This window comes from Kribbella deserti, from assembly GCF_042434725.1.
Taxonomy (GTDB): Bacteria; Actinomycetota; Actinomycetes; order Propionibacteriales; family Kribbellaceae; genus Kribbella; species Kribbella deserti.
The window spans coordinates 61,087-87,830 of sequence record NZ_JBHLTC010000010.1; the positions used below are offsets into that span (position 1 = coordinate 61,087).

Here is a 26,744-nt window from a genome sequence, read left to right on the forward strand (position 1 = left end):
GGGGTTGATCAGTGTGTGTAGACCGGTTGGTGGTCGATGCTTTCCTGCTGGCGGACGCGGGACCGACCGAGGGCGTACTGGAGCACGAAGCTGAGGACAAGGGCCACCAGGACGCCGACGTTGGCGTAGGCCCAGTCGCCTTCACGGCCGCCGAGGCCGATCCAGAGCAGGTAGCCCTGCCAGTCGAGCCAGCCCGCCGTGGTGTTCGTGACCAGGCCCCAGCCGAGAACGGTGCAGAGGCCCAGGATGATGATCGGCAGCCACTGGATGTTGCCGTACCGGCCGCGCGGGGTGAACAGCTCCTCGTCGGCGTAGTCGCGCTTCCGCGAGAGCATGTCGGCCAGCATGATGCCGCACCAGGCCGCGATCGGAACGCCCAGCGTGATCAGGAAGCCGGTGAACTGACTGAGGAAGTTCGAGCCGACGAACACGATCGCGATCGTGCCGATCACCATGATGATGCCGTCGATCAGCGCCGCGATGTGCCTGCGGACCCGGACCCCGGCCGCCAGCAGCGCAAGCCCGGACGAGTAGATGTCGAGCACCGCGCCACCGACCAGGCCGAGTACGGCGACGGTGGCGAACGGCAGCAGGAACCAGGTCGGCAGCGCCGCGGCCAGCGCACCGATCGGGTCGTTCGCGATCGCGGTGCTCAGGTCGGGCGACGAACCCGCGAGCAGCAGACCGAACGTGAACAGCACGATCGGAGCCGCGGCGGCGCCGAAGGTGGTCCAGCCGATCACGCCGCGGTTCGAGGTCTCGCGCGGCAGGTACCGGGAGTAGTCGGCGGCGAGGTTGACCCAGCCGAGGCCGAAACCGGTCATCAGGAAGATCAGCGCGCCGATGACCTGCTGGGTGGAGCCGTTCGGCATCGCCGCGACGGTGGCCCAGTCGACCTGGTCGGCCACCAGCAGCACGTACACAACGGTCAGTACGCCGGTGATGATGGTGATACCGGTCTGCAGCCAGATGATCAGGTTGAAGCCGATCACGCCGGCGACCACGATCAGCGTGCCGACCACCGCGAGCGCGACGGCCTTCGTGACCGTGCCACCACCCCAGCCGAGCTCCCGGAACACCGTGGCGGTCGCCAGGGTCGCCGTGACGGTCAGGAAGGTCTCCCAGCCGACGGTCAGGATCCAGGACAGCGCGGCGGGGATCCGGTTACCGCGCACGCCGAACGGCGCCCGGCTGAGCACCATCGTCGGCGCCGAACCACGCTTGCCGGCCAGGGCGATCAGGCCGCAGAGGAAGAACGAGAAGACGATGCCGAACAGGCCGGCCACCGCCGCCTGCCAGAACGAGATACCGAACCCCAGCGCGAAGGCGCCGTAGCTCAGGCCGAGGATCGAGACGTTCGCGCCGAACCAGGGCCAGAACAACTCCCGGGCCCGGCCTCGGCGGTGAGATCCTCGGACAACGTCGATACCTGTCGTCTCCACCGCGAAGACCCGACGATCAGTCCGGCTCGCATGGCGGGGATCGCTCATGGCGAATCTCCTCTTGGCTGTTGTACCGCGGGCCCCGTGATGGCTGGAAAGGAAGCTAGTGGCCAGCCGACCGAACGGTCAAGGATGGCGCGGGATGAAGTATTTCCCGTGACATATACGCAAAGTCACCGAATGATCGTGATCTGTGCAGACAACGCTGTCATCACGTATTAAGGTGCGCCTGACTACGCTCACGGCCCTATCGAGGGAGGGCCGTGGTGCTCCACCTACCGCCAAAAGGGGAGTCACTGCGCATGCGCATGTCTCGACATCGGGCGCGAACCGCCTTCCGTACTTCGGTGGCGCTGATCGCCACCGCGACCCTGGCCGTGCCGGCCTCGCTCACCGCGACCGCCCGCCCGGCCACGCCAACCGCTCCAGCCACTGACACGGCCGGTAAGCCGTTCGTTCAGGGCACGCAGACCGTCGCCGCCTACGACTACGACAACGCGATCCGGGAACGGATCGAGGTGGAGGTGCCGAACACCGACGCCGACGCCAACGGCAAGACCGACCGGGTCACCGTCGACCTGATCCGCCCGGGCGAAGCCGCCCAGGCCGGTATCGACGTGCCGGTCATCATCCAGGCCTCGCCGTACTACGCGCGGGACCCGAAGACCTACTTCGACGCCAACGGCACCCGCCAGGTCTTCGGCAGCTGGCTGGACAACTACTTCGTGCCGCGCGGTTATGCCGTCGCGTTCGTCGACATGCCGGGCACGTTCCGGTCCACCGGCTGCAGTGATGTCGGCGCCGACTTCGAAGTGCTGGGCACAAAGGCTGTCGTCGACTGGCTGAACAACCGTGGCAAGGCCTACACGCCCACTGGAGCGATCGCGAGGCCCGACTGGTCCACCGGCAAGACCGGCATGATCGGCGTCTCCTGGAATGGCACCATCGCGAACTCCGTCGCGAGCACCGGCGTACGCGGCCTGGAGACGATCGTGCCGATCGCGGCGATCTCCAGCTGGTACGACTACACCCGCGGTCACGGCGTGCCCTTCTACGACGAGTACATGGGCTTCCTGCACGACTACGTCAGCAACGACGCCAGCCCGCGCTGTGTGGAGATGACGAACGAGATCGAGCAGGACTCCGACACCCGCACCGGTTCGTACAGCCGGTGGTGGGACCCGCGGAACTACAACCTGGACGCCGGCAAGGTCCGCTCCAGCGTGTACGTCGTGCACGGCCTCGGCGACGAGAACGTGAAGACCCGGCACTTCGGTGAATGGTGGGACGAGCTCGCCCGCCACAACGTGCCGCGCAAGATCTTCCTGCACCAGGGCGTGCACCTCGACGGGTTCAGCTTCCGCGACGAGTGGGTGAAACGCCTGCACCCGTGGTTCGACTACTGGCTGCAGGGCCTCAAGAACGACGTGATGAAAACCCCGCAGGCCACGATCCAGCGGGAGAACGGGACCTTCGTCGACGAGCCGAAGTGGCCGGCGGTCGGCGTACGGCAGACCAAGCTCAACCTGAGCAAGGCGGCCGGCTCGCAGCCGGGTGGCCTCTCGATCGGCACGGGCAACTCCACGCCGGTCAGCTTCACCGGTACGGACAAGGAGTCGACCGACGCCGCCGTACTCGATCCGACGGTGGTGAAGCCCGAGCGCGCGGTCTTCCTCAGCAACGAGCTGAGCCAGGCTGTACGCGTCTCTGGCACGGCCAAGGTGACAGTGCGGGTCAAGGTCAACAAGGTGGCCTCAGGCATCAAGGCGCGTCTTGTCGACTACGGCACGGCGACGCGATTCGCCAACGTCAGCAACGTTCCGGACACCCGGGTGTGCTGGGGAGACGGCAATACGGCCGACACCGGCTGCTACCCCGAAACCCGGATCACCAAGTCCACCTCGGACGTATCAGTCGTCGTACGGACTCTGGCGGACATCGGCCACTACAAGTCGCTGAACCGCAAGGAATCGCTGCAGTCCGGCAAGTGGTACGAGCTGACGTTCGAGCTCAACGCCGACGACGTCGTCTTCGCCGCCGGCCACCGCCTCGGCCTGGTACTGACGGTTGAGCCGGACAACCCCTCGGTGCCGTTCACCGGCGCCACTGTGACGCTGGACCCGTCCAAGTCGTCACTAACGCTTCCCCTGACTGGTGCGACCTCAAGCCTGGCTGAAGTTGGCCCGGCCGAGCGAGTGCCTGGCAGCGTGCTTGCGCAGCCTGAGCCGGAGAAGGACCCGGCCGAGCTGATGCGCCAGTTCGTCGAGGCGTCGCGCTGAATCCGTTGAAACCTGAGCTGGACAACACGAGGCCCCGGGTGGATCACCCGGGGCCGCGTGCCGTCGCGTTGAGAGTTGCGTTGAGGAACGTCAGGTCAGACCGTCAGGCTCCAGCTGTCGATGTAGCCGGTGTCGGTGCTGTAGACATCCCTGACCTGGAGCTTCCAGGCGCCGTTCTTGACCTCTGCGGACGCGTTCACCGTGTAGGTGGCGATGACGTTGTCGGCCGAGTCGCTCGAGCTGGAGTTCTTCAGCCGGTACGACGAACCGTCCGGCGCGATCAGATCGATCACCAGGTCACCGCGGTAGGTGTGCTTGATGTCGACCGCGACCTTCGTGGTGCTGGAGGCGTTGCCGGAGCATCCCGCGGCGGTCACGGTGCTGGTGACGGCAGTACCGGCGTCCGGGATGTTCACGTTGCTGGCGTTGCTGAACGGGCCACAGTTCGGCCCGGGACCAGTGCCACCACTCAGGCTGTCCGCGGCGGCCTTGATCGCCGTGTGGAAGGTGCTGACCTGGGTGTACACGCCAGGCGCGTTCGGCCGGGCACAACCCTCGCCGTGGCTGACGATGCCGACCTGGATCCAGGCGTTGTTCGCGTCCCGGCGGAACATCGGGCCACCGGAGTCACCCTGGCAGGTGTCGACGCCACCGGTGTCCATCTTGCCGGCGCAGATCTCCGCGGCGAAGATCAGGTCCGAGTAGTACGGGCTGGCGTTGCGGCAGGTCACGTCGTCCACGAACGGCACCTGGGCCTTGAGCAGGTAGCGCTGCTGCGAACCACCCTCGGACGCGGCGCCCCAGCCGGCCACCGTGAAGGTGCCCGAGTCGTACGCCGTGGTGGTGGTGATCGGCAGTGTGGCGACACCGGTGATCGGGCTGGACAGGCGGATCAGCGCCCAGTCGCCACCGGTGCTGGTGCCGTACGTTGGCGAGCGGTGCACGTAGTTCGACGTGCGCTTGATCGCCGTGGTGTCCTGCAGGTCGACCACGCCGACGGTGGCGGTGATCGACGAGTTGTTACCGGTGGAACCCACGCAGTGCGCGGCGGTCAGCACCAGCTGATTGGTGAGCATCGAGCCACCGCATCCCATGGACAGCCTCACCATCCACGGAAACTCGCCTTGCGCCGCCCGGGTTCCACCGACCACCGTGGGGCCCGGATCATCTTGGGCGGAAGTGTTCTGGGCACTGGCCGTATGGGCCGGCACGACGACCAGGGCGGCGGTCATCAGCACGGTGCCGGCGGCCTTGAGCAGTTGGAGACATCGCATTGGGACTCCTCCTCTACGACCTCACGAGTGAGATGCACAGTTTGTACACCCACACACACGCTCGGTGATGGCACGGAAGTGCGGAGGCACGGATTTGCCGGGATGATGAGGCAACCGAAACAGCATTTCCTGATGCGGAAGACAATGGTGGCGGCGATGGCCGGAAATTGGATCAGCACCCCGGCGCCGCTCAGGTGGTCCGGCGCCGGGGTGCTGGACCACAATCATCGCGCGAGACTGCGCAGAAATGGTGGCCTGATGGTGACACGGCACAAGAATGCTGACACAGCAGGGAATATCGCTGCCTGCGCCCGCCGCGATACGGACAGTGCTGGCCTGGCCATCGGCTTCGATTTACCCTCTACTGTCGGTGGCAGGCAGTGACCGCGCTCGGGAGGGAGGGGAGAGGCATGCGCTCGTCCGACACGGAGCGTACCCAGCATTTACGCGTGCTGGGGCTCGGCGATGACGAAATCCGGGTGTACCAGCATCTCTTGCGCTCGGGACCGGCTTCGGTGAGCGATCTCGAGGCGGCAACCGCCGACCTGACAGGCACGCTCAGTGACGCCTTGGGCGGTCTGGTTCAGGCTGGTCTAGCCCGCCGCTCGGGTTCGGATCACACCCGGTTCCTGCCGGTGCCGCCCGACGCCGGGCTCGAGGCCCTGACGTTGCGCCGCGAATCCGAGCTGAAGCAGGCCCGGATCGAGGTGCTCAACGCGTACGACGAATTCCGCCGTACCGTCCACAACGAGTCGACCGCGCACCTGATCGAGGTGGTCACCGGCACGGCCATCGTGGAGCGGATCCACCAGATCAAGGGCAGCGCCCAGCGGGAGATCCTCGCCATCGACAGTCCGCCGTACTATCTCGGCGCGGGTCCGAACGCGACCGAGATCGAGCAGCTCAATCGCGGTGTGGCCTATCGAGTGGTCTACTCGCCGGAGTCGGTCGAGGTGCCGGGCTATCTGACCGAGAACATCCTGCCCTGCGTGGAAGCCGGCGAGCAGGCCCGCGTGCTGCCCGACGTACCGGCGAAGCTGACCATCATCGACGGCTCGATCGCGTTCGTCTCGATGTCGGTCCGCGATACCGATGTGAACCGGTCGTTGCTGATCATCCGGCCGAGCAGTCTGCTCACCGCGCTGATCGGCATGTTCGAGCTCTGCTGGCGAAACGCCCTGCCCCTGCACGCTTCCGCGGGCGCCGAGGACGATCGCCTGGAGCCGATCGAACGACGCCTGCTCTCACTGCTGGCCACCGGCGCGGCCGACGACACCATCGCCCGCACCCTCGGCATCAGCCGGCGCACGTTCTTCCGTTACCTGGAACGCCTGATGAACCGAACCGGCGCCAGCACCCGCTTCCAACTGGCCCTACACGCCGCCCGCGAAAACTGGCTCTAGACCAGTTTCTTGGCATTCGTTCGTCGCAATCCGCTTCTCCCACACGCTGACCGGTAGAGGTCGGCGGCACTGGAGGGCGGTTTGCGACGAATGAATGCAGAAGTGGGGACTAGGCCTGGGTGAGTTCCTTGGCGACGACCTCGGCGATCTGCGCGGTGTTGAGCGCCGCGCCCTTGCGGAGGTTGTCGCCGCAGACGAAGAGCTCCAGCGCCTGCGGGTCGTCCAGGGACTTGCGGATCCGGCCGACCCAGGTCGGGTCGGTGCCGACAACGTCCGCGGGAGTGGGGAATTCGCCCTCCGCCGGGTTGTCGAACAGCAGCACGCCCGGGGCATCGCGAAGCACCTCGCGGGCCTCGTCCACGTCCACCTCGGTGTTGAACCGCGCGTGCACGGACAACGAGTGCGTGGTCACGACCGGAACCCGCACGCAGGTCGCGGAGACCTTCAGGTTCGGCAGGCCGAGGATCTTGCGGGACTCGTTGCGGACCTTCAGCTCCTCCGAGGACCAGCCGTCGTCCTTGAGCGAACCGGCCCACGGCACGACGTTGAGCACGAGCGGCGCCGGGAACGGCCCGAGCGCGCTACCCACCACGCGTCGTACGTCGCCCGGGGTGGTGCCGAGGTCGCGGTTGCCCGCCACCTTCATCAACTGGTCGTGCAGGGTGTCGATGCCTTCCTGCCCAGCACCCGAGGCCGCCTGGTACGACGAGACGACCAGCTGGTCCAGCTCGTACCGGTGGTGCAGCGCGCCCATCGCCACGATCATCGACAAGGTGGTGCAGTTCGGGTTCGCGATGATGCCCTTGGGCCGGCTGCGAACCGCCTCCGCGTTCACCTCGGGCACCACCAGTGGCACGTCCGGGTCCATCCGGAAGGCGCCCGAGTTGTCGACCACGACGGCACCACGCGCGGCGGCGATCGGCGCCCACTCGGCCGAGACCTCGTCCGGTACGTCGAACATGGCCACGTCGATACCGTCGAAGGCCTCCGCGCTGATCGCGACGACCTCGACCTCCTCGCCGCGGACCTTGAGTTTCTTACCGGCGGAGCGCGGCGACGCGATCAGACGGATCTCCCCCCAGACGTTCTGCCGGGTGGAGAGCAGGGCCAGCATCACCGTGCCGACGGCGCCGGTGGCACCGACGACCGCCAGTGACGGCAGTCCGGACCTATCCTCGGTCTGTTCGAGAGCAGCGCTCACTGGGGTCACCGTCCTGTTCCTCCGTAGACGACGGCCTGGGTCTGGTCGTCGTCCAGGTCGAATGCGGTGTGCGCGGCCTGAACCGCCGCGTCCACCAGGTTCTCGTCGACGACCACCGAGATCCGGATTTCGGATGTCGAGATCATCTCGATGTTGACGCCGGCATCGGCCAGCGCGGAGAAGAACTTCGCGGAGACACCGGGGTGCGACCGCATGCCGACACCGACGACCGAGACCTTGCCGATCTGGTCGTCGTACAGCAGCTGCTCGTAACCGACCTCGTCCTTCATCCGCGCCAGCGCCGACATCGCGCGGGAGCCGTCCGAACGCGGCAGGGTGAAGGAGATGTCGGTCCGGTTGGTGGCGACGGCCGACACGTTCTGCACGATCATGTCGATGTTCGTCTCGGCCTTGGCGACGGTCTCGAAGATGCGCGCGGCCTCACCCGGCTTGTCGGGCACGCCGACCACGGTGATCTTGGCCTCGCCACGGTCCTGGGCCACGCCGGAGATGATCGCCTGTTCCATCGGATCCAATTCCTTCGCATCGACGACCCAGGTGCCTTCCTTCTGCGAGAAGGAGGAACGCACGTGGACGGGGACGTTGTAGCGCCGCGCGTACTCCACGCAGCGCAGGTGCAGTACTTTGGCGCCGCACGCCGCCATCTCGAGCATCTCCTCGTAGGAGATCTTCGGGATCTGCCTGGCCGACGGCACGATGCGCGGATCAGCGGTGAAGATGCCGTCCACGTCGGTGTAGATCTCGCAGTAGTCGGCCTCGAGCGCCGCCGCCAGCGCCACCGCGGTGGTGTCGGAGGCACCCCGGCCAAGAGTGGTGATGTCCTTGGTGTCCTGGGCGACGCCCTGGAAACCGGCCACGATCGCGACATGCCCCTCGGCGAGGGCGTCCTCGATCCGGCTCGGGGTGATGTCGATGATGCGCGCGTTACCGTGCGCGGAGGTGGTGATCACGCCCGCCTGCGAGCCGGTGAACGAGCGCGCCTGGTAACCCAGGTTCGCGATCGCCATCGCCAGCAGTGCGGCCGAGATCCGCTCACCCGAGGTGAGCAGCATGTCCAGTTCTCGCGGTGGCGGCAGCGGTGATACCTGCTGCGCCAGGTCCATCAGTTCGTCGGTGGTGTCGCCCATCGCGGAGATCACGACCACCACGTCGTTACCGGCCTTCTTCGTCGCGACGATTCGTTGCGCGACGCGCTTGATGCAATCGGCGTCAGCGACCGAAGAACCGCCGTACTTGTGCACGACGCGTCCCACTGATCTGTCTCCTCGCATTGTGTGAATCCCAGCTTGTGAACTGGATCCGGAACGCGGTGCCGCACTGCACCATACGTAGTTGACCCGGGTCATTCTAGCTGGGGCGCGTCGTCCGTGGACGGGCTGACCAAACCCCGGTCCAGGCCTTCCGTACGCCGGGCTCCGCCCCCGCAGGAACCACGCCGCACGGCGCTCCCGGCCGCAGACCTTCCGCCGACCGGTCCGGCGAACGCTGCTGGACTTATATAAGTCCGCGCTGAATAATGGCGTTGTGCACGCGTTCGACGTTCTCGGTGACCCGGTACGGCGGCGGATCCTCGATCTGCTCGCCGACGGCCGCCTGCCCGCAGGCCACATCGCGGACGTGATCGGCGCCGAGTTCGGCATCAGCCAGCCCGCCGTCTCCCAGCACCTGCGGGTACTGCGCGACAACGGCTTCGCCACCGTCACCGCCGAAGGCACCCGCCGCCTGTACGCCGTCGACCCCGCCCCCCTCCGCGAGATCGACACCTGGCTGGACCGCTACCGCTCCTTCTGGACCCAACGCCTGGACGCCCTGGACACCGAACTCCACCGCGGCCGCCGCACCCCCAAACCCTAACCACCCGAACAGCGCTGGACGACCGCCGGGCCGGCGTGGCAGTGGCTGGCCATCGGCGACGGATCAGCCGCCACCTTGGGCGGCGCAACGCGGGCGGGGTGTCGCGCGCGGGGCGCCGCGGGCGGGGTGCCGCGGGCGGGGTGCCGGGATTCCGCGCGGCTACCCGGATGTGGCGCGACCGCTACCGAGTTTTGGTACCGCTACCCGGTTGCAACCAGGTAGTCGCGCTAAAAGCCGGCAGCCGACGCGCCTGGACCACCGGTCGCCATCAACCACCCGGACAAAGTGACGGCCAACCTGAGCGTGCGCGGACACGGACGCTGACCGGTCGTCGCGCCCCGAGCGCTGGACCTGAGCGCCGAATTGGGGGTTGACCTGGAGCGCGCTCTAGGTTGGAGGCTGGCGTGCATGGAATCGACACAGGAGATTTTGCAGGGGCGTCCGCTCGGGATTGGCACCTGGGCGATTGGTGGGCCTTGGACGTTTGATGGGCGTCCTGCCGGGTGGGGCGCGGTGGACGAGGCGGAGAGTGTGGCGACGATCCATGCCGCGGTTGACGGTGGGATCCGGTTGTTCGATACGGCCGACTGTTACGGCACCGGGACCAGCGAGCGCGTACTTGGCAAGGCGCTCGCGCAACTGCCGCCGGAAGTCCGGGACGACGTGGTGATCGCCACCAAGTTCGGCAACCTCTTCCACGAGGAGACCTGTAGCGGCGGCGGGCAGGACGTCAGCCCGGCGTATATCCGCAAGGCCTGCGAGGCCAGTCTGAACCGGCTTGGCGTGGACGCGATCGACATCTTGCAGTTGCACGGCGGAGTGGCCAACGGTACGGAGGCGGCCGGCGTCATCGCCGTACTGGAGGAACTTGTTGCCGAGGGCAAGATCAAGGCCTTCGGTACCAGCGTGGACGCGCCTTCGGTGATCGAGGCCTTCGCGGCTTCGCCGAACAGCGTGAGCGTGCAGACCCAGGCGAACGTCTTCGGCTATCAGGCCGAGGTGTTCGAGACGGCCCGGCGTACGGGGCAGACCGTGCTGGCGCGTTCGCCGCTCGCGATGGGCCTGCTCACCGGCAAGTACGACCTGACGAACCGGCCCGCGGCGGACGACGTACGACGGGACACTCCGTGGTGGACGTACTTCGACGACGACGCGATGGCCGACTGGCTCAAGCGCCTCGACGCCGTACGGGAGCTCCTGCGGACCGGCGGCCGGACGCTCACCCAGGGTGCACTGGCGTACGTCTGGGCGCTGGACGCCATCCCGTTGCCAGGCGCGCGGACACCAGCCCAGGCGATCGAGCACGCGGGCGCGCTCGATACCGGTCCGTTGCCCTCAGCAACGATGACGGAGATCCGCGAGCTGATGAAGGATTCGCCCGAAATGCACTAGCTGAAAGGGACCGCATCCACTGGTCGAACGGGAACCGCGTCCACCGGGTCGACGGCATCGTGCTCAGCGGGGCGATGCGGTGGGATGCGGATCAGCAGGAGAGCCGCGGCGGCGGTGAGCGCCGTCGCGGCGATCCAGGCCGCCGGTACACCGAAGGCCTCGACGAGACCACCCGCGACCGACGAGCCGATCGCGCCGCCGGCCATTCCCGCGCTGCCCATCCAGCCGAAGACCTCGGTACGGACGGAATCCGGGGTGAACGTGCCCAGGCGTTCGTACAGCGCGCCGACCGTCGGTGCGAGGAAACAGCCCGAAACGAACAAGGCGGCGCCCAGCGTCCAGGCCGAACCAGTGGCGAAAACGCACAGCAGCATTCCGGCCGAGACCATCAGGCCGCGCCGCCAGACGGCCGACGTACGACGACCTGGCAGCGCGCCCGCGACGACGCCACCGAGCAGACTGCCGAGCGCCCAGACTGCCTCCAGACCGCCCGCGATCAGCCGGTTGCCCTGCTCGTCAGCGAACGCCACCACGCCGATCGACACCGCGCCGAAGGCCATCACCATCAGGCCGAACGACGCGATCAACGGCAACCGGTACCGATGCCAGAGCAATCCGCGCGCGGTCAGCCTGGTGCCGGTCGACTCGTCATGAGCCTTCGGCGCGGGCTGGTTCGCGGAGAACCACCAGATCGAGATACCCGCCGCCACGGCCGCCGTCAGCAGGCCCGTTCGCGGACTGGCCACGCTCACCACCAACGCACCCAGCATCGGGCCCGCCACGAACACCAACTCCTGGGCCGTCGCGTCCAGGGCGTAGGCGGCGCGCAGGTCGCGACCACGCACGAGCCGCGGCCAGCCCGCACGCAGGGTTGACGTCACCGGCGGCACGAACGCGCCCGCCACCAGCGCCACCACGGGCATCCAGCGGTACAGGTCCGTCGGCAACAGCGCCAGCGCGGCGATCAAAACGCTCCACGCCAGCCCGGTGACCAGCAGAACGCCCTTACCGCCGCAGCGATCCGCCCAGCGGGACCAGGCCGGCCCGCCGATCGCCATACCGACCGAGTACGCGCCCGCGACCACGCCGGCCCAGCCGAACGATCCGGCCGCGTCCTTGGCGAGATAGGCCATCGGCACCATCGACGCCGTCGCCGGCAGACGGGCGAGCAACGCGGAACTCAGCAGCGCCGCGACGCCTCGAGTCCGCCAGAGGTTTCGGTACGCCGACAGGTCCATACCGGCCATTCTCACCTGTCATGCCGGCAGTCGGCGCATCAATTACCAGTGGGTGGATGACAGCGGAGCCAGGCGAGCATCAGCGGTGGGCCGGCGATACCCACGGTGAGCAGCGCCACCCGCAGCCCGTAGTCGTTGGCGGTCGAGCCGATCACCGCGATAGTGACCACGGCGACGAAGCAGCCCCACAGTTGCGGCCAACGCGCCACGGCGGTTTCGAACCACTCCGGCGACAGCTGCCGCCTCGCCAGCACCACGGCGACCAGATAGAGCAGTAGTACGCCGACCAGCCACAGGTGCGGACCGGCGGACAGCGAGCCGAGGGCGTATCCCGCCTTGCGAGTGACCACGGCGGTTCCGTCTCCGTGGATCAGGTCCTCGACGAACCGTCCGGCGTGGGACCGCGCTTCGGCCGGCCGAAGCCAGTCGAGCACGCTGATCAGTGCCACCGCTGCCACCGCGACCACGCCCGTAAGTAGGAGACGGGCCGCACTGATCCGCCGCCCGAGTACGTCCATCCCGAGCAGCACGAACGCCGGCACGATGGCGAGCCCACCTCCGACGTCCGCACCCCACGTCGGCCAGACATCGACCAGTACGGCGGCCAGGCCGATCACCGCGACAGCGATGGTCGCAACCGCCGGGCCGTACCGGGATCGCAGCCAGCTGGCCAACCCGGCGGCGAACACCACGGCATGTACGGCGAACACGACGAAGGTGGTGTTGCCGAAGCCGTAGTACCGGCCGCCCGACAGTGGCGACGGCCCGAGCGGACTGCCGTGGTGCAGGATCGTGCCGGTCATCGCGTCCACGGCGAGCACCGCGGCAGTGATCCCCGACAGAACGGTGACCGTGGTCCACACCGGCACCCGCGGTAGGCGTCGGAGCGCCAGGGCCACCCCTACCGCCGCGAGGATCATGCCGACCCACAAGACGACTAACGGCCCCTCCCAGCGCCACCACTGGATTAGCCGCACCAAGTACGAACACAGCGGCAAGGCGGCCAGAAGGAGTAGAGCGAGCTCTATGGCTCTAGTGCCGCGCCGGGTACGTCGCCACAGCGCCAGCGCACCAAAGGCCAGTACGGCCGCTACGGCCAACCCGTTGATGAACGGGCCGGAGCTCCGGCGCAGGTCCCGGTCGCGCTGGGTGGCGTCGCGGAGTTTGCGCACGGTGTCCGGCGTGGCAGGGCGCTCGGCCGCGGGAACCAGGGGTGCGCCGTTGAACTGGTTGGGTTCGTCGACCCCGGCCGCGGCGACCAGCGTCGACGGGATGTCGAGCAGGCGGACGATGCCCTTCCAGCGGGTCGATTGCACGGTCAGATAGCGTCGGCCGGCCTGCGGTCCCGTGACGACGACCGCGCCCATGGCCAAGGTGGAGTGCAGCGGCTGGGAAATGCCCAGCACCATCACGGTCGCGTCGCGCGGTGCCCGGTCGAGCACCTGCCGGACAGTCTCGTCGGCGATTCGCAGGGCCGCGCCCGGGTCGTTGCGCCGGTCCACCACGCCGGCGTCGACTACCGTCACCGGGCAATCCCAGCGTGCCGTTGCCGGGTCCGGGTAGTACCGGGCCACCTGGCCTTGCCGGTCGGCGAGCGCCAGCGCGGCGCCCGGGCCGATCGCGGTCGCGCAGGCTCCACCGGCGGCGAGGGTTGAGCCGAGCAGTCCGAGTTCGGGGTCGAATAGGGACGCCTGTTGGCCGTTGACCAGGTCCGGCCAACCCTGGACGGCACCTCCGGTCACGGTCGGCATCGGCGAGCAGCCGCGGTCGCGATGTGGTTGCGGATCCGTGGCGGCACGGCCCGCCGAGAGCGAGAGCCAGCCGTCGAGCGGGCAGGGCGGCGAGTGCACGGTGCGGACGGTCATAGCCGCGGCGTCGGCGCCGTTGTCGAGTAGCCGCCAGAGCGTGGGAGTATCCCGCTCGCTGAGGTTGGCCCAGGTCAGGCCGGCAATACCGACGACCACCACAGGTGCGGCAACCGATCGCGGGAGCTCGTCGCCCGTCCCAGCCGACACCGCACCCGTCCGAGTGGCCGCCTTGGCCGGGCCAGTGGGGAGCGCGGCTGCCGAGAGGCAGAGCGCGGAGCCGAGCACGACGGCCGCGCACATCCGGAGGCTGATCACAAGGCCAAATGTGCCAGCCAGGGAGGGCAATCCCGGACCGATTACACCCTCCGCCGCCCAGGCCTTCAGCGCGTCCGGCGCCGGCTGTGGAAAACCTGCCCACGGTCGGACCCGCAAAGCGCGTCCGACCGTGGGAAAGGGATCCACAGGCTCGGTGGGCTCGTGGCAGGCGGCTGGGCGAGGCGGACGGCTTAGGCGGACAAGTCAGTGGCGGCGGGTGATCAGTGGCGGCGGGTGATCAGTGGCGGCGGGTGATCAGTGGCGGCGGGTGATCAGTGGCGGCGGGTGATCAGTGGCGGCGGGTGATCAGTGGCGGCGGGTGACTTGTTTGCGCTCGCGGTCGAGCCAGGCGCGCAGTACGCCGAACAGCAGCAGGCCGGCACCGGCGCCGAGAAAGGCGCCGCCCACCATGGGGTTCGCCGGGGCAACGATCAGCACGATGACGGCGAGCGTGATCACAGCGCTTCCGAGGACGAGCCAGGTCTCACCCGAAGCGTCTGACCCAGACAACTTGATGCTCCTTGCGACTAGGGCGGATAGATGGAAGCAACGTAAGCCGCCCCGGCTTTGGCTACAAGGCTTGAAGACGGTGGTTGTGAGCGCAACTTCCGGCAAGATTGGCGTTAAGACGATGGATATGCGAACATATGTTCGTGTCAGCTGGTGAAGCGACCATCTTGCATGCCGATCTCGACGCCTTTTACGCGTCGGTCGAGCAGCGTGATGACCCGCGTCTGCGCGGTCGGCCGGTGATCGTCGGCGCGGGCGTGGTGCTGGCTGCCAGCTACGAGGCCAAGGCCTGTGGTGTGCGTACGGCGATGAACGGCGCCCAGGCCCGGCAGCACTGTCCACAGGCGATCGTCGTCGAGCCCCGCATGTCGGCGTACTCCGAGGCCAGCAAGGCCGTGTTCAAGGTTTTCGAGAACACCACGCCCCTGGTCGAAGGGCTCTCGATCGACGAGGCCTTCCTCGACGTGGGCGGCCTGTGGCGGATCGCGGGACCGCCGGTGCAGATCGCCGCCGAGCTCCGGGCGAAGGTGCTCCGCGAGGTCGGCCTGCCGATCACCGTCGGCGTCGCCCGGACGAAGTTCCTGGCGAAGGTCGCCAGCGGCGTGGCCAAACCGGATGGCCTGCTGCTGGTGCCACCCGATCGCGAGCTGGCGTTCCTGCATCCGCTGGCGGTCGAGCGGCTCTGGGGTGTCGGCGAGAAGACCGCGGTCAAACTGCGCGAGCGTGGCATGCGAACCGTCGGCGATGTCGCCGAACTACCCGAGGCGGCGCTGATCGCGATGCTCGGCCGGGCCTCCGGGCGCCACCTGCACGCGCTTGCGCACAACCGGGATCCCCGGCCGATCGAGGTGGGGCGAAGACGCCGGTCGATCGGTTCGCAGAGCGCGCTGGGTCGTTCGCCGAAATCGCCCGCCACGCTCGACGCCGTATTGGCCGGCCTGGTGGATCGGGTCAGCCGGCGGATGCGGGCGGCGGATCGGGCCGGGCGGACGGTCACGCTGCGGCTGCGGTTCGGGGATTTCACCCGGGCCACCCGGTCGCACACACTGCCGCAGGCGACTTCGCAAACCCGGATCCTGCTGAGTACGGCGCGGGCGTTACTGGCGAAGGCCGAGCCGATGATCGCAGCCGACGGCATCACCTTGATCGGCGTGGCCGTCGGCAATCTGGAGAACGTGCAGGCGGTGCAACTGGCCCTGCCGTTCGACAAGGCCAGCAACGACGAACTCGACACGGCGGTCGATCACGTGAAGAACAAGTTCGGCTCGAAGGCCGTGACCCGGGCGGTCCTGTTGGGACGCGACCCGGGTCTCACCGTGCCACTACTACCGGACTAGCGGGTGCCGGCAGCTGATGCACTCAGCGGCGCTGAACGACCTTCTCCGCGACCTCGACCAGTTCGCGGTCGGTGGCCTCGGTCTCCGGGTCGTGGGCCGGCTCCAGCCGGTCGTGCGCGATCAGCGACTGAATCGCCCGCAGTACCGCGCTCGCGGCCGCGCCCCAGGTGGAGACGTAGGAGAACTGCCACCACCACAGCGCCTCGGTCACCCGGCCCGACTGGTAGTGCGCGAGCCCGTGCACCAGGTCGGTCGCGATCGCGGTCAGGTCGTCGGAGAGCCGGTTGACGGTGATCTCCGGCGGCGCCGCGTAGGGGTCGAAGACCTCGGCGTACTCGTCGAGACCTTCGAACAGCACGGCCAGCCGGTCGCGCATGGCGTCCAGATCCGGATCCGGTCCCGCGTCGCTCTCGAACCGCTCCTTCGGTACGAAGTCCTCGAACGCGCCAAGCCGGCCACCGGCCAGCAGCAGCTGGCTCACTTCCAGCAGCAGATACGGCAACGAGGCCAGGCCTTCGTCGACACCTTCTTCATCGGGCTGGGCCGCGATGTCGCGCACTGAGATCAGAAAGCTCTGGACCTGGTCCGCGATCTGCTCGGCGAACTCGGCGAGCTCCCCCGCGTCGGTCTCGACCTCAGCCATATCGGTTGTTTCAGTCATCGATGGATCGCCGCCCTTCAAACGCCCGTCCGAGTGTGACCTCGTCGGCGTATTCGAGATCACCGCCTACTGGCAGTCCACTAGCAAGCCGGGTAACACGCAACCCCATGGGCCGGAGCAACCGGCTCAGATAGGTGGCTGTCGCTTCACCCTCGAGATTGGGATCGGTGGCCAGGATGATCTCCGTGACCACGCCGTCGGCCAGCCGCAGCATCAGTTCCTTGATCCGCAGCTCGTCCGGCCCGATGCCCTCGATCGGCGAGATGGCCCCGCCGAGCACGTGGTAGCGGCCGCGGAACTCGCGGGTCCGCTCGACCGCCACAACATCCTTCGCCTCTTCGACCACGCAGATCACCGCGCGGTCGCGACGCTCGTCCCGGCAGATCCGGCAAAGCTCTTCCTCGGTCACGTTGCCGCAGACCTCGCAGAACTTGACCCGCTCCTTCACCTGGACCAGCACATGCGCGAGCCGCCGGACATCGGTCGGATCGGCGGCGAGCAGGTGGAAGGCGATGCGCTGGGCGGACTTCGGTCCGACGCCCGGCAAGCGCCCGAGTTCGTCGATGAGGTCCTGTACGGCTCCTTCGTACACGTCAGCCTTGCCCTGGCGGCCCGGGAATCCCGGGCATGCCCGGCAGTCCCCCGCCCATGCCACCACCAAGGCCACCGGCCAGCGGGCCCATCGCCTCGGCGGCGAGCTCCTTGGCGTTCTCCGAGGCGTCCCGGACGGCGGCGACGATGAGGTCGGCCAGTGTCTCGGTGTCGTCGGGGTCCACGGCGTGCTTGCTGATGGTCAGGCTGAGCAGCTCCCCGGTACCGGAAACCAGCGCGGTCACCATGCCACCACCCGCGGTGCCCTCGACCTCGGCACTCTCCAGGTTGGCCTGGGCCTCCATCAACTGGCTCTGCATCGCCTGCGCCTGGGCGAGCAGATTCGACATGTCGAAGCCCCCAGCGCCCTGCGCACCGCCACCGTCGAACACCGTCGTCTCCCCTGCTCCACGTCGTCTTTCCGCCTTGAGCCTATCCGGTAGTGGTCCGAGCCCGAAGTTGCTCGAGTGATTGCGGTGTTCAGGTGCGTGCATCGCGGTGCCGGCGGAGCGTTCTCGATGCGGCGCATCGTCGACGATTCGCCAGTGCCGCGAGGTGCGTGCCCGGGCGACGCAAGCGCCGAGCAACTTCAGGCTCGGACCACTAAGTGGGCCCGATACCCGCGGACCGGCGACTTACCGGCAGGATGTCCCCCACAGCGCGGCTTGATGGCTGCTTTTGGGGTGTGGGTGGATTGGCTGGCAGGGTTCCGTCAGCGGGGTGTGAGGAGGCCGCGAGTTCCGGCTGAGGGGTCAGGAACGCGGCGGTGGTTGCAGGATCAAATCGGCGTTTCGCAGTACTAGGTGGCAAGGAGAGCAGTGGACGAGGAAGAGTTCTGGGCGCTGATCGCGACGCTCGGCGGTCTGGCCACCGCTGACCGGGTCACCCAGCTCGAGCAGTTCCTCGCCGACCTTCCACCTGACGGCATCACCGGTTTCGCCGACCGGCTGGCCGAGGCACTGGCCGCGCTCGACACCTACGAGCACTACCAGCAGCCCATCGCCTCCCACCTCGGCGACGACGGCTTCCTCTACCTGCGCTGCGACGTGGTCGCCCTCGGCCGCAACCGGCACGCCGCGATCGTGGCCGAGCCCACGCTGCTGAACCGGGTCGAGGTCGAGCTCGGCGAACCCCTGCTGTACGCCGCCGCCACCGCGTGGGAGGCCTCGACCGAACTGCCCTGGCTGCACCAGAGTCCGATCAGCTACGAGACCGGGTCCAGCAAGGCGCACTGGCCGGCCGACTGCGGGCGCCCGGCTCCGGCTGGAGACGACGACCGGGCCGCTGGAACGGGCGAAGCGAATCCTTCCGACGTGGGCGACTCCGCCGGCCAGACTGACCACGCCGGGCAGAGTGGTCGAGCCGCGGAGAGGCAGCCGGAGGGCACGATCGCGGATGCCGTCTGGGACGCGACCGGCAAGGCGCTCAGCGGCCTGTTCCAGGGGTTCTTCGGCGCGAAGCGGCGAATCACCGGGCAGCTGAACGACTCCGAGGCCGACGCGGGCGGCGTGATGGAGCCGAACGAGCCGGTCACGATCAGCTGGGGTGGCAACGTCGTACCGCTGCTGCGGAACCAGGAGCGGCCCGAGTTCTACGAAGGTGCCGCTGCCGGTCCGCTGAACGACCTGGTCAAGCGCATCGGCCTGCCGCCTGGCCTGACCTCGATCTGCTTGATCCTGCAGCTCGGCAACCGCTGGCACTGGAGCCACGAGAACTCGATCTCCGTCGACGGCATTCCCCAGCTGGACATCTGGATCGAATCGCCCTGGCAGGAACTGCTGGCCTGGCCGGAGGAGATCTTCGCGGACTTCCACGCGGCCACCTGCGCGCATGTGATTCACGAAGTGCTTTCCGAGCGGGACAAGCTCACCGCCGCGCTGGCCGCCGAGCTGAGGGATCTGGCCGCGAGCTATCCCTCGCCCGGGCTGACGAACCCGGACTCGTAGGCGATCACCACCGCGTGGGTGCGATTGGCCGCGCCCAGTTTCGCCAGCACGTTGCCGACGTGGGTTTTGACCGTCTCAATGGTGACGTAGGCCCGTTCGGCGATCTCCGCGTTCGAAAGGCCCGCGGCCATCAGGCGCAGTACGTCGGCCTCGCGTTCGGTCAGCTCGACCGCGCCCGGACCAGCCAGCGGCATCGGACGACGCGCGGCCATCTGACGGACCGCCGCCGGAAACAACACGGTGTCGCCCGCCGCGACCAGCCGGAGCGCATGCGCGATCTGAGCCGCCTTCGACCGCTTGAGCAAGAACCCGGCCGCCCCGGCCCGCAGCGCCTCGTACACGTATTCGTCGTGCCCGAAGGTGGTGATCACCACGACCTTCGGCGGATCGGCCAGCTCACTTCGCAACAACCGGGTCGCGGCGATGCCGTCGAGCAATGGCATTCGCACATCCATCAGTACGACGTCGGGCCGCAGCTCCTTGACCAGGCCGAGCACCTCGGCGCCGTCCGCGGCCTCGCCCACCACGTCGATGTCGGGCTCGCCGGTGAGCAAGGCCCGCAGGCCGGTTCGGGTCAGCTCGTCATCGTCGGCGAGCAGGACCGAGACGCGATCGCTCATCCGCGAGTGCCTGCGGTCCGCGCCAGCGGGAGACGTACGACGACCTCCCAGCGAGCGCCGTTCGCACCAGCCGAGGCTTCGCCGCCGAGTACCCGGGCACGTTCCTCGATACCACTGGTGCCGCGCCCGGTGCGCCGTACCGCTGGGGCCTCGACGGGATTGCTGACCGCCAGCACGAGCCGATCCGCCTCAATCGCGATGGCCAGGCGAATCTCGTTGTCGGTGCTGTTCGCAGTGCCGTGGCGGAGGGCGTTTGTGAGGGCCTCCTGGATGATGCGATAGGCCTCCCGCGAGATGACCTGCGGTACGGCGGACAGGTCCGTCGGCAGCACGGCCTCGATCACGCGGCCCGTACGGCGTACGTGCTCCACCAGCGCGGGTACGTCGGCCAGCCCGCGCTGAGGCGCTCGCGGCGCCGGCTCCTCGCGCAGCAACTCGATCACGTGGTCCAGCTCTTCCAGCGCCAGGCGGGACGAATCCTCGATCCCCGCCAGGGCTTGCCGCGCGCCGGCCGGATCGTCGTCCAGTAGTTTGGCCGCGACGGCCGCCTGGATCGTGGAAGTGGTCAGGGTGTGCCCGATCGAGTCGTGCAGCTCCTGCGCGAGATGGTTGCGGTGGGCAAGCACCTCGGTTCGGTGCTCGAGCGCGGCGATGCGTTCAGCGGGTTGATGCCCGAGCAGAGCCGGCGCGACCAATCTCAACAGGGCTGGCGCGGCGAATCCCGTCAGCACTGCCAGGACGGCCATTGCCACCCCGAGCAGCAGGGTGATCGGCCCATTGCTGATCTCCGTCCAGCCGAAGTCCATCCGTTCTCCGGGCTGGGTCACCGCCAGCACCAGCGCCGTCGCCGCGAGCAGCCCGAGGAAAGCCGCGGCACCGACTGCCGCGGCACCGATCATCCCGTGCAGGGTCATCCAAAGAGCCGTGCGGGCACGGGTCTTGCGGTGCGGAGCCGGCAGTTGCAAGCCGAGTAGTCCGTTCGCCCCGGCCACGCCGGCCGTCCGGGCCCGGGCCGGCAGACCGAACAACGCCAGCAGCGCGGCACCGACCACCAGCAGAACGCCGAGCTGGATCGCCCGCGGCGGCTTGATCGCCCAGACGAAGATCAGCGCGAACAGCAGCGGTAGTGCCGCCATGGCCGAACCGATCAGCAGATGCAGCCAGCCTTTTGCGTATTTGCCCATGGCCATCAGTCTGCCGACTCGGCCGGCTCACGCCCTCCCTCATCAGGGGGAGACCCGGCTAGCCCGATCGGGGTCGCTCGGCGGCGCGATGTGCGCCAGGCCGAACGCCGAGACCTTTGTGGAGTGAACTCCGCGCAGAAAGGCAATGACTTGTCCCGGGTCTCGCACCGCACCGGCATCATCGTGTTCGTCGTTCTCGCCTTCGGGCTGACCTGGCCATGGCTGTTCATCGCCCGGCTCGGTCTCGGGCTATCTCTCGTCAACCCGTTGGTCCAACTACCGATCGCCTTCAGCCCTGCGATCGCCGCCTTCGTCGTACGCCGCTGGGTAACGCGCGAAGGCTTTGGAGACGCTGGGCTGGCATTGAAGCTCCGGACGGCCTGGCCGCACTACCTCGCCGCTTACCTCGGTCCACTGGCCATAGCGGTCGCAACCTGCCTACTGGCCGCAGGACTGGGCTTGTGGACTCCCAACCTGTCGGGGCTGGAGAACGGCGGTCTGCCGTGGTGGGTCACTGTGGCCGGGTGGATGCTTGCGGCGCTTGTACTAACGCCTGTGTATTTCGGGGAGGAGTTCGGCTGGACTAGCTACTTGCGGCTACGGCTGTTCCCGGGACGGCCTTACCGGGCTTTGCTGGCTACCGGGCTCATCTGGGCGGTATGGCACTACCCGCTGGCCTTCCTCGGGTATGCCGAGTTCTCCAACGTAGTGGCGGGTCTAGCGGTCTGGACGGTCTCGTTCCTCTTGCAGGAGGTAATCCTGAGCTGGCTGCGCCTACGCAGTGGAACGATCTGGACCGCCAGCCTTGCTCACGCCGGTAACAACCTGGTCCTGTCGGTCCTGACCGCCGTACTGCTCACTGCAGGCGAAGGCGGCGCACTCGACGCCATCCTCGTCACCCTGCTCATGCTCGTCCCGCTGGCGGTTATCAGCGGCTGGCTCCTACTCACCGGCCGCCTGCTCCCACCAGCCAACCCGGCTGGTCCGGCTCAGCGGCCCCAGCCATCTCAACCGGCCACCTCGGCTCCGTAGGCGCACCCGGCAACCTCGACTCATCCGTCTCCCCCTGCTCAGCGAGGTGAGGTTAGGGCGGGCGGATTCTGGGGTGGGGCCTAGTTCGGTTGTTCGTCGATGATCTGGGCGCCGAGGGCCTCGCGCAGTAGGTCCGTGGTGGAGCGGGAATCCTCTTCCAGCACGGGATCGTCGTCGCCAACGACCTCCGTCTCTTCTTCTGGGCTGAGGGACTTCTCGACCACGACCGGGGCCGCCTGCGCCCGCTTGGCCTGTTCGGCCGCATAGGCCGCTTCAGCCGCGCGACGCGGGTTGACCGGAGCACCGGTTGGCTCGGCGGCCTTGGTCTCCGACGCTTGGCCAGGCGGTACGTCGCCTTGGGTGGAGTTCGAGCCGTTCGGGTTGGTCCCGGCTGGAGCAGTCAACGTGCCGACTCCGGCACCGGCGGACTGTGCGCTCGCGCCATTCGACTGGATCTGGCCGGAGTAGCCGTACGCCTGCGGGTCCTCGGGGCCCGGGTCCGGCTCGTCGAAGGGCGGCGGCGGCTCGTCATCCCACGCACCGGTAGTCCGGATCGGGATCGAGCCGCCCGCATTCGTCGAGGCGGCCGGAGCGGATGCAGCCGGAGACGATGCCGCCGGGGCCGAGCCTGCTGGAGCCGGCGCGCCGGGCAAACCGGCTGAAGCGCCACCGGCTGAACCGGCCGACGCCGAACCGGCCGGCGCCGAACCGGCCGGCGCCGAACCGGCCGGCGCCGAACCGGCTGGCGCCGCACTGGCCGCGTGGCCTGAGGCACTGCCAGGGCCGGAGTTGGTCGCAGGCGCCGAGTCGGTGGCACCGGACGAGTGACCGTTGGCCGCGGAGCCAACCCCCGCAGGACTCGCGTCTCCCGCGAAACCCGCGCCGGGCGCGTTGCCTCCACCGGCCGCAATGCCCCCGCTGGGCGCGAAGCCGGTGGCTGTGCCGGCCGCCGCCAGGGCTGCGGCAGAGCCGGTCGCGCTCGCGTTCAAACCGCCTTGCGACGAGTCGCCGTACGAACCCCCGCCAGAACTGCCCCCGCCAGCGGGAGCTCCGCCAGCGGCGGCCCCACCCGAGGCAGTGCCGCCAAAAGCGGCCCCGCTTGGCCGGGATGAGCCGCCGGAACCACTGCTGGGATCCGTAGAAGGATCGATCACGGCGTCGATCCGGCGGTCCAGCATGATCGTGTCGCGAACGGCCTCGCGCAGGATCTCGTCATGTCCCGAACGCAGGAAGTTCTCCCGGACGCCCGCGTGGGCCAGCCCGATCGTCAGGGTCTTGTCGTCGATGGCCAGAACCTGGGCGTTCTGGCTGATGATCATCCAGCTGACCTTCTTGCGCTCCTTGACCCGCTGCAAGATGTCCGGCCAGAGGCGGCGAATATCCGCCAGTCCGAGCCCGGTCCCGGTCGCCGAAGACCCGCTCGGCTGAGCCGCCGCCGGAGCCTGTGCCTGGCTCGCGGCCGGAATCTCAGCCGGCGCCGAAGCCTGGGCATGACTCGCCGCCGGCGTTGACCAGTCATCCGCCGCGCCCGAGGCCGACTGACCGGAGGACGGCTGACCGGAGGACTCCTGGCCCGGGGCCGACTGACTCGAAGCCGGCTGACCCGAGACCGCGTGGCCCGGGCCGGACTGGCCTGAGGCCGACTGGCCCAGGGCCGACTGAGCTGCGGCCGGTTCGGCCTCGGCCGGTGCGGACTGGCTGAGCGGAGGCGATGAGGTCGCTGCGGAAGGCGCGTCTCCCGGCGTCGTACCAGCTGAGGCAGGCGAACCACCCGCGACCGGAGCCGTCGTACCGCTCGAAACGGCGGCACGGGCAGCGGCGCGGGCCGCGTCCGGGGACATGGCGGCGGGAGCCGAGTCGCCCGCGGTTTCGACCGGGAGGCCGAGGGAGATGCGGCGCTCGATCCGGTCGAGGCGGGCCTGAATGCCGTTGGTGGAGTCGTCGGCGCCGGGCAGCAGGACCTTCGCGCAGATCAGTTCGAGCTGCAACCGGGGAGCCGTCGCGCCGCGCATCTCGAGCAGCCCGGCCGCGACGATGTCCGCCGCGCGGGTCAGCTCGGCCGCCCCGATACCGGCGACCTGGCTCTGCAGCCGCTCGCCCTGGTCCTCGGCCACGTCGATCAGGCCCGTCGCCACGGCGGTCGGAACGGCGGCCAGGATGACCAGATCGCGCAGGCGGCGCAGCAGGTCCTCGGCGAACCGCTTCGGGTCCTGGCCGGTCTCGATCACCTTGTCGATCACTTCGAACACGGCCCCGCTGTCGTGCGCGGCGAATCCGTCCACGCAGGCGTCGAGCAGGGAGTCCGGCGTGTAACCGAGCAGGTTGACGGCCAGTTGGTACGTCACGCCGTCGGGCCCGGCGCCACCGATCAGCTGGTCCAGCACGCTCAGCGAGTCACGAACCGAACCCGCGCCGGCGCGCACGACCAGCGGCAGCGCGGCGGGCTCGATCGCGACCTTCTCCTGGCCGCACAGCTTGGCCATGTAGTCGGCCAGCACCTTCGGCGGAACCAGCCGGAAGGGGTAGTGGTGCGTGCGGGACCGGATCGTGCCGATGACCTTGTCCGGCTCGGTGGTGGCGAAGATGAACTTCAGATGCGGCGGGGGCTCCTCGACCAGCTTCAGCAGGGCGTTGAAGCCCTGCGTCGTGACCATGTGGGCCTCGTCGATGATGTAGATCTTGTAGCGGCTCTGCACCGGCGCGAAGAAGGCCCGCTCGCGCAGATCGCGCGCGTCGTCGACACCACCGTGCGACGCGGCGTCGATCTCGATCACGTCGATACTGCCCGGGCCGCCGCGGGCCAGGTCGGTGCACGACTGGCACTGACCGCACGGCTCGGCGATCGGCCCCTGCTCGCAGTTGATCGCGCGCGCCAGAATCCGCGCGCTGGTCGTCTTGCCACAACCGCGCGGACCCGAGAACAGGTACGCGTGATTGACCCGGTTGTTGGTCAGTGCGTTCCGCAGTGGGTCGGTGACGTGCTCCTGGCCGATGACCTCGGCGAACGTCTCCGGGCGGTACCGGCGATACAGTGCGAGAGGAGCTTCCACGTCGGCCACCCTAGCGGGGCGCACCGACAAAAGCCGCCCGGCCGGGGCAGCAGACGGCCTACATCTCCTGGCGGGCCTCTTCGACCATGTCCCGGACCGCCTTCGCGCCGACCTCGGCCGCCAGTTCGTCGGCCTCGTCGAGCAGCGCCGCGCAGTCCTGACCCCGCTCCTGGGCGAACGCGAGATAGGCGAGACCGATCAGGTTCGCCGCCACTCCGGCCGTGAAACCGAGCTCCCGCCGGAGCCGGGTGGACTCCTCCAGGTGTTCCCGGGCCTCGTCCAGCCGTCCGGCCGCGTGGTTGACGAAGCCGAGGTGCCGCAGCGCGTACGACTTGGTCAGGTCGTCGCCGGCCTCGGTCGCCAGCGCCAGGGCCTGCTCGAACAGTGGGATGGCCGTCTCATGGTCGTCGCGGACCACCTGATGGAAGCACCCGATCCAGAACGTCGCCTCGCCCTCGCCCCGGCGGTCGACCAGCGAGCGGTACAACTCGGCGGCGCGTTGGAAGAGTTCCAGCTCACGCGGGTCCTCGACGGCCTGATCGAGCCGGCGTTGGTCCAGATAAACGGCGTGCAGGTTCTGCCCTTGCGCCAGCGCGAGATCGGCCTCCAGCGCGGTCAGTTCCCGAGCCGCTGCGGGCAGGCCCGAGGCGTCCGCGCCGAAGACGGTCTGCTCGTACGCCTTGTTGGCCTGCTCGATCCGCGTGTCCACGCTCATTCCTCCAACAGTCCGAGCAAGTAGTCCCCGTAGCCGGACTTGGCCAGGGTTTCGGCCCGCAACTTCAGGCCGTCATCGTTGATGAACCCGCGACGCCACGCGATTTCCTCGGGGCAGCCGATCTTCATGCCCTGCCGTTCCTCGACCGCCCGGACGAACTCGCCCGCGGACATCAGCGAGTCGAACGTTCCGGTGTCGAGCCAGGCCGTGCCGCGGGGCAGTACCTCGACCTGTAGCCGCTTGGCCTGCAGGTAGACCTCGTTGATGGTTGAGATCTCCAGCTCGCCACGGGCCGACGGCTTGATCTCGCGGGCCACGTCGACGACATCGCTGGAGTAGAAGTACAACCCGGGCACGGCGTAGTTGCTGCGCGGGTTGGCCGGCTTCTCCTCGATGCTGAGCGCCTGCCCGTCCGCGTCGAACTCGACCACGCCGTACGCGCGGGGATCGGCCACCCGGTAGGCGAACACGACCCCACCGTCGACCTCGTTGAACCGCTGCAGGTGCAGACCGAGCCCGGGCCCGTAGAAGATGTTGTCGCCGAGAGCGAGCGCCACCGACTCGTCGCCGATGAAGTCCGCCCCGATCAGGAACGCCTGCGCGAGACCTTCCGGCTTCGGCTGTACGGCGTACGTGATGGCCATACCGAACTGGGAGCCGTCGCCGAGCAGGCGCTGGAACTGGGTCGCGTCCTCCGGAGTCGTGATGACCAGCACCTCACGGATGTTGGCCAGCATCAACGTGGAGAGCGGGTAGTAGATCATCGGCTTGTCGTAGACCGGCAAGAGCTGCTTACTCGCGGCCAGGGTGAGCGGATGCAGCCGGGTGCCGGAACCACCGGCAAGGATGATGCCTCGCATGTGACCGAACC

General features: G+C 68.4%; 22 protein-coding genes and 1 pseudogene. 8 read left to right on the top strand and 15 right to left on the bottom strand.

Going from position 1 to position 26,744, the window contains the following annotated elements:
* Positions 1–8: 8 nt before the first annotated feature.
* Positions 9–1,490 carry a purine-cytosine permease family protein gene (locus ACFFGN_RS09165; RefSeq protein WP_380045250.1) on the bottom strand — a complete coding sequence of 494 codons (1,482 nt, stop codon included), beginning with the start codon at positions 1,488–1,490 and terminating at the stop codon, positions 9–11.
* Positions 1,491–1,744: 254 nt separating this feature from the next.
* On the opposite strand from ACFFGN_RS09165, the gene ACFFGN_RS09170 reads away from it, so the two are divergent.
* On the top strand, positions 1,745–3,721 hold the full coding sequence (locus ACFFGN_RS09170) for a CocE/NonD family hydrolase (protein ID WP_380045252.1): 1,977 nt from the start codon (positions 1,745–1,747) through the stop codon (positions 3,719–3,721).
* A gap of 95 nt (positions 3,722–3,816) precedes the next feature.
* Here ACFFGN_RS09170 and ACFFGN_RS09175 read toward each other — a convergent pair whose 3' ends face one another.
* Positions 3,817–4,995, bottom strand: a complete 1,179-nt coding sequence (locus ACFFGN_RS09175; protein WP_380045255.1) for a trypsin-like serine protease — start codon at positions 4,993–4,995, stop codon at positions 3,817–3,819.
* Between the two features lie 132 nt (positions 4,996–5,127).
* Here ACFFGN_RS09175 and ACFFGN_RS09180 point away from each other — a divergent pair, with 132 nt between their 5' ends.
* The gene (locus ACFFGN_RS09180) at positions 5,128–5,379 is read left to right on the top strand and encodes a hypothetical protein (RefSeq protein ID WP_380045258.1); all 252 of its coding nucleotides are present in this window, start codon (positions 5,128–5,130) and stop codon (positions 5,377–5,379) included.
* Between the two features lie 26 nt (positions 5,380–5,405).
* Positions 5,406–6,398 carry a helix-turn-helix domain-containing protein gene (locus ACFFGN_RS09185; protein ID WP_380045260.1) on the top strand — a complete coding sequence of 331 codons (993 nt, stop codon included), beginning with the start codon at positions 5,406–5,408 and terminating at the stop codon, positions 6,396–6,398.
* Between the two features lie 109 nt (positions 6,399–6,507).
* Here the strand turns inward: ACFFGN_RS09185 and ACFFGN_RS09190 are convergent, their stop codons facing one another.
* Together ACFFGN_RS09190 and ACFFGN_RS09195 are read right to left on the bottom strand one after the other, a co-directional pair.
* Complete coding sequence (locus tag ACFFGN_RS09190) at positions 6,508–7,608, bottom strand: aspartate-semialdehyde dehydrogenase (protein WP_380045263.1); 1,101 nt, start codon at positions 7,606–7,608, stop codon at positions 6,508–6,510.
* Positions 7,605–8,873, bottom strand: coding sequence for an aspartate kinase (locus tag ACFFGN_RS09195; RefSeq protein ID WP_380045266.1), 1,269 nt, complete (start codon positions 8,871–8,873; stop codon positions 7,605–7,607). Before ACFFGN_RS09195 ends, ACFFGN_RS09190 begins: the two co-directional genes overlap by 4 nt.
* 271 nt (positions 8,874–9,144) lie before the next feature.
* On the opposite strand from ACFFGN_RS09195, the gene ACFFGN_RS09200 reads away from it, so the two are divergent.
* A complete protein-coding gene (locus ACFFGN_RS09200; protein WP_380045269.1) occupies positions 9,145–9,474 on the top strand; it encodes an ArsR/SmtB family transcription factor in 330 nt (109 codons plus the stop codon).
* Between the two features lie 408 nt (positions 9,475–9,882).
* Positions 9,883–10,866 carry an aldo/keto reductase gene (locus tag ACFFGN_RS09205; protein ID WP_380045272.1) on the top strand — a complete coding sequence of 328 codons (984 nt, stop codon included), beginning with the start codon at positions 9,883–9,885 and terminating at the stop codon, positions 10,864–10,866.
* Here ACFFGN_RS09205 and ACFFGN_RS09210 read toward each other — a convergent pair.
* The 3 genes from ACFFGN_RS09210 to ACFFGN_RS09220 form a co-directional block, all read right to left on the bottom strand.
* On the bottom strand, positions 10,863–12,104 hold the full coding sequence (locus tag ACFFGN_RS09210; protein WP_380045275.1) for an MFS transporter: 1,242 nt from the start codon (positions 12,102–12,104) through the stop codon (positions 10,863–10,865). The two genes, ACFFGN_RS09205 and ACFFGN_RS09210, sit on opposite strands and share 4 nt — an antisense overlap.
* 38 nt (positions 12,105–12,142) lie before the next feature.
* Positions 12,143–14,227 carry a hypothetical protein gene (locus tag ACFFGN_RS09215; RefSeq protein ID WP_380045278.1) on the bottom strand — a complete coding sequence of 695 codons (2,085 nt, stop codon included), beginning with the start codon at positions 14,225–14,227 and terminating at the stop codon, positions 12,143–12,145.
* A gap of 306 nt (positions 14,228–14,533) precedes the next feature.
* Positions 14,534–14,737 (bottom strand): hypothetical protein, encoded by a 204-nt coding sequence (locus tag ACFFGN_RS09220; RefSeq protein ID WP_380045281.1) that lies wholly within the window; start codon positions 14,735–14,737, stop codon positions 14,534–14,536.
* 137 nt (positions 14,738–14,874) lie between these two features.
* On the opposite strand from ACFFGN_RS09220, the gene dinB reads away from it, so the two are divergent.
* Complete coding sequence (dinB, locus tag ACFFGN_RS09225) at positions 14,875–16,074, top strand: DNA polymerase IV (RefSeq protein ID WP_380045283.1); 1,200 nt, start codon at positions 14,875–14,877, stop codon at positions 16,072–16,074.
* 22 nt (positions 16,075–16,096) lie between these two features.
* Here the strand turns inward: dinB and ACFFGN_RS09230 are convergent, their stop codons facing one another.
* From ACFFGN_RS09230 to ACFFGN_RS09240, 3 genes are read right to left on the bottom strand one after another with little or no spacing between them, the layout of a single operon-like run.
* Positions 16,097–16,735, bottom strand: coding sequence for a DUF5063 domain-containing protein (locus ACFFGN_RS09230; protein WP_380045286.1), 639 nt, complete (start codon positions 16,733–16,735; stop codon positions 16,097–16,099).
* Positions 16,728–17,327 carry a recombination mediator RecR gene (gene recR / locus ACFFGN_RS09235; protein WP_380045289.1) on the bottom strand — a complete coding sequence of 200 codons (600 nt, stop codon included), beginning with the start codon at positions 17,325–17,327 and terminating at the stop codon, positions 16,728–16,730. Before recR ends, ACFFGN_RS09230 begins: the two co-directional genes overlap by 8 nt.
* 1 nt (position 17,328) lies before the next feature.
* The gene (locus ACFFGN_RS09240; RefSeq protein WP_380045292.1) at positions 17,329–17,718 is read right to left on the bottom strand and encodes a YbaB/EbfC family nucleoid-associated protein; all 390 of its coding nucleotides are present in this window, start codon (positions 17,716–17,718) and stop codon (positions 17,329–17,331) included.
* Between the two features lie 426 nt (positions 17,719–18,144).
* On the opposite strand from ACFFGN_RS09240, the gene ACFFGN_RS09245 reads away from it, so the two are divergent.
* Positions 18,145–19,272: a DUF4240 domain-containing protein gene (locus ACFFGN_RS09245; RefSeq protein ID WP_380045295.1), complete on the top strand. Its 1,128-nt coding sequence runs from the start codon at positions 18,145–18,147 to the stop codon at positions 19,270–19,272.
* On the opposite strand, the gene ACFFGN_RS09250 is transcribed toward ACFFGN_RS09245, so the two are convergent.
* The gene (locus ACFFGN_RS09250) at positions 19,236–19,892 is read right to left on the bottom strand and encodes a response regulator (RefSeq protein ID WP_380045298.1); all 657 of its coding nucleotides are present in this window, start codon (positions 19,890–19,892) and stop codon (positions 19,236–19,238) included. The two genes, ACFFGN_RS09245 and ACFFGN_RS09250, sit on opposite strands and share 37 nt — an antisense overlap.
* Positions 19,889–21,076, bottom strand: a complete 1,188-nt coding sequence (locus tag ACFFGN_RS09255) for a sensor histidine kinase (protein WP_380045301.1) — start codon at positions 21,074–21,076, stop codon at positions 19,889–19,891. Before ACFFGN_RS09255 ends, ACFFGN_RS09250 begins: the two co-directional genes overlap by 4 nt.
* A 123-nt stretch (positions 21,077–21,199) precedes the next feature.
* Between ACFFGN_RS09255 and ACFFGN_RS09260 the strand changes: the two genes are divergently transcribed.
* The gene (locus ACFFGN_RS09260; protein ID WP_380045304.1) at positions 21,200–22,108 is read left to right on the top strand and encodes a CPBP family intramembrane glutamic endopeptidase; all 909 of its coding nucleotides are present in this window, start codon (positions 21,200–21,202) and stop codon (positions 22,106–22,108) included.
* A gap of 1,208 nt (positions 22,109–23,316) precedes the next feature.
* Here the strand turns inward: ACFFGN_RS09260 and ACFFGN_RS09265 are convergent.
* The 3 genes and pseudogenes from ACFFGN_RS09265 to rfbA form a co-directional block, all read right to left on the bottom strand.
* Positions 23,317–25,155, bottom strand: a pseudogene (locus tag ACFFGN_RS09265) (DNA polymerase III subunit gamma and tau); the annotation flags it as partial.
* Positions 25,156–25,216: 61 nt separating this feature from the next.
* Positions 25,217–25,873 carry a tetratricopeptide repeat protein gene (locus ACFFGN_RS09270; RefSeq protein ID WP_380045306.1) on the bottom strand — a complete coding sequence of 219 codons (657 nt, stop codon included), beginning with the start codon at positions 25,871–25,873 and terminating at the stop codon, positions 25,217–25,219.
* A complete protein-coding gene (gene rfbA / locus ACFFGN_RS09275; protein WP_380045309.1) occupies positions 25,870–26,733 on the bottom strand; it encodes a glucose-1-phosphate thymidylyltransferase RfbA in 864 nt (287 codons plus the stop codon). Before rfbA ends, ACFFGN_RS09270 begins: the two co-directional genes overlap by 4 nt.
* Positions 26,734–26,744: the final 11 nt, after the last annotated feature.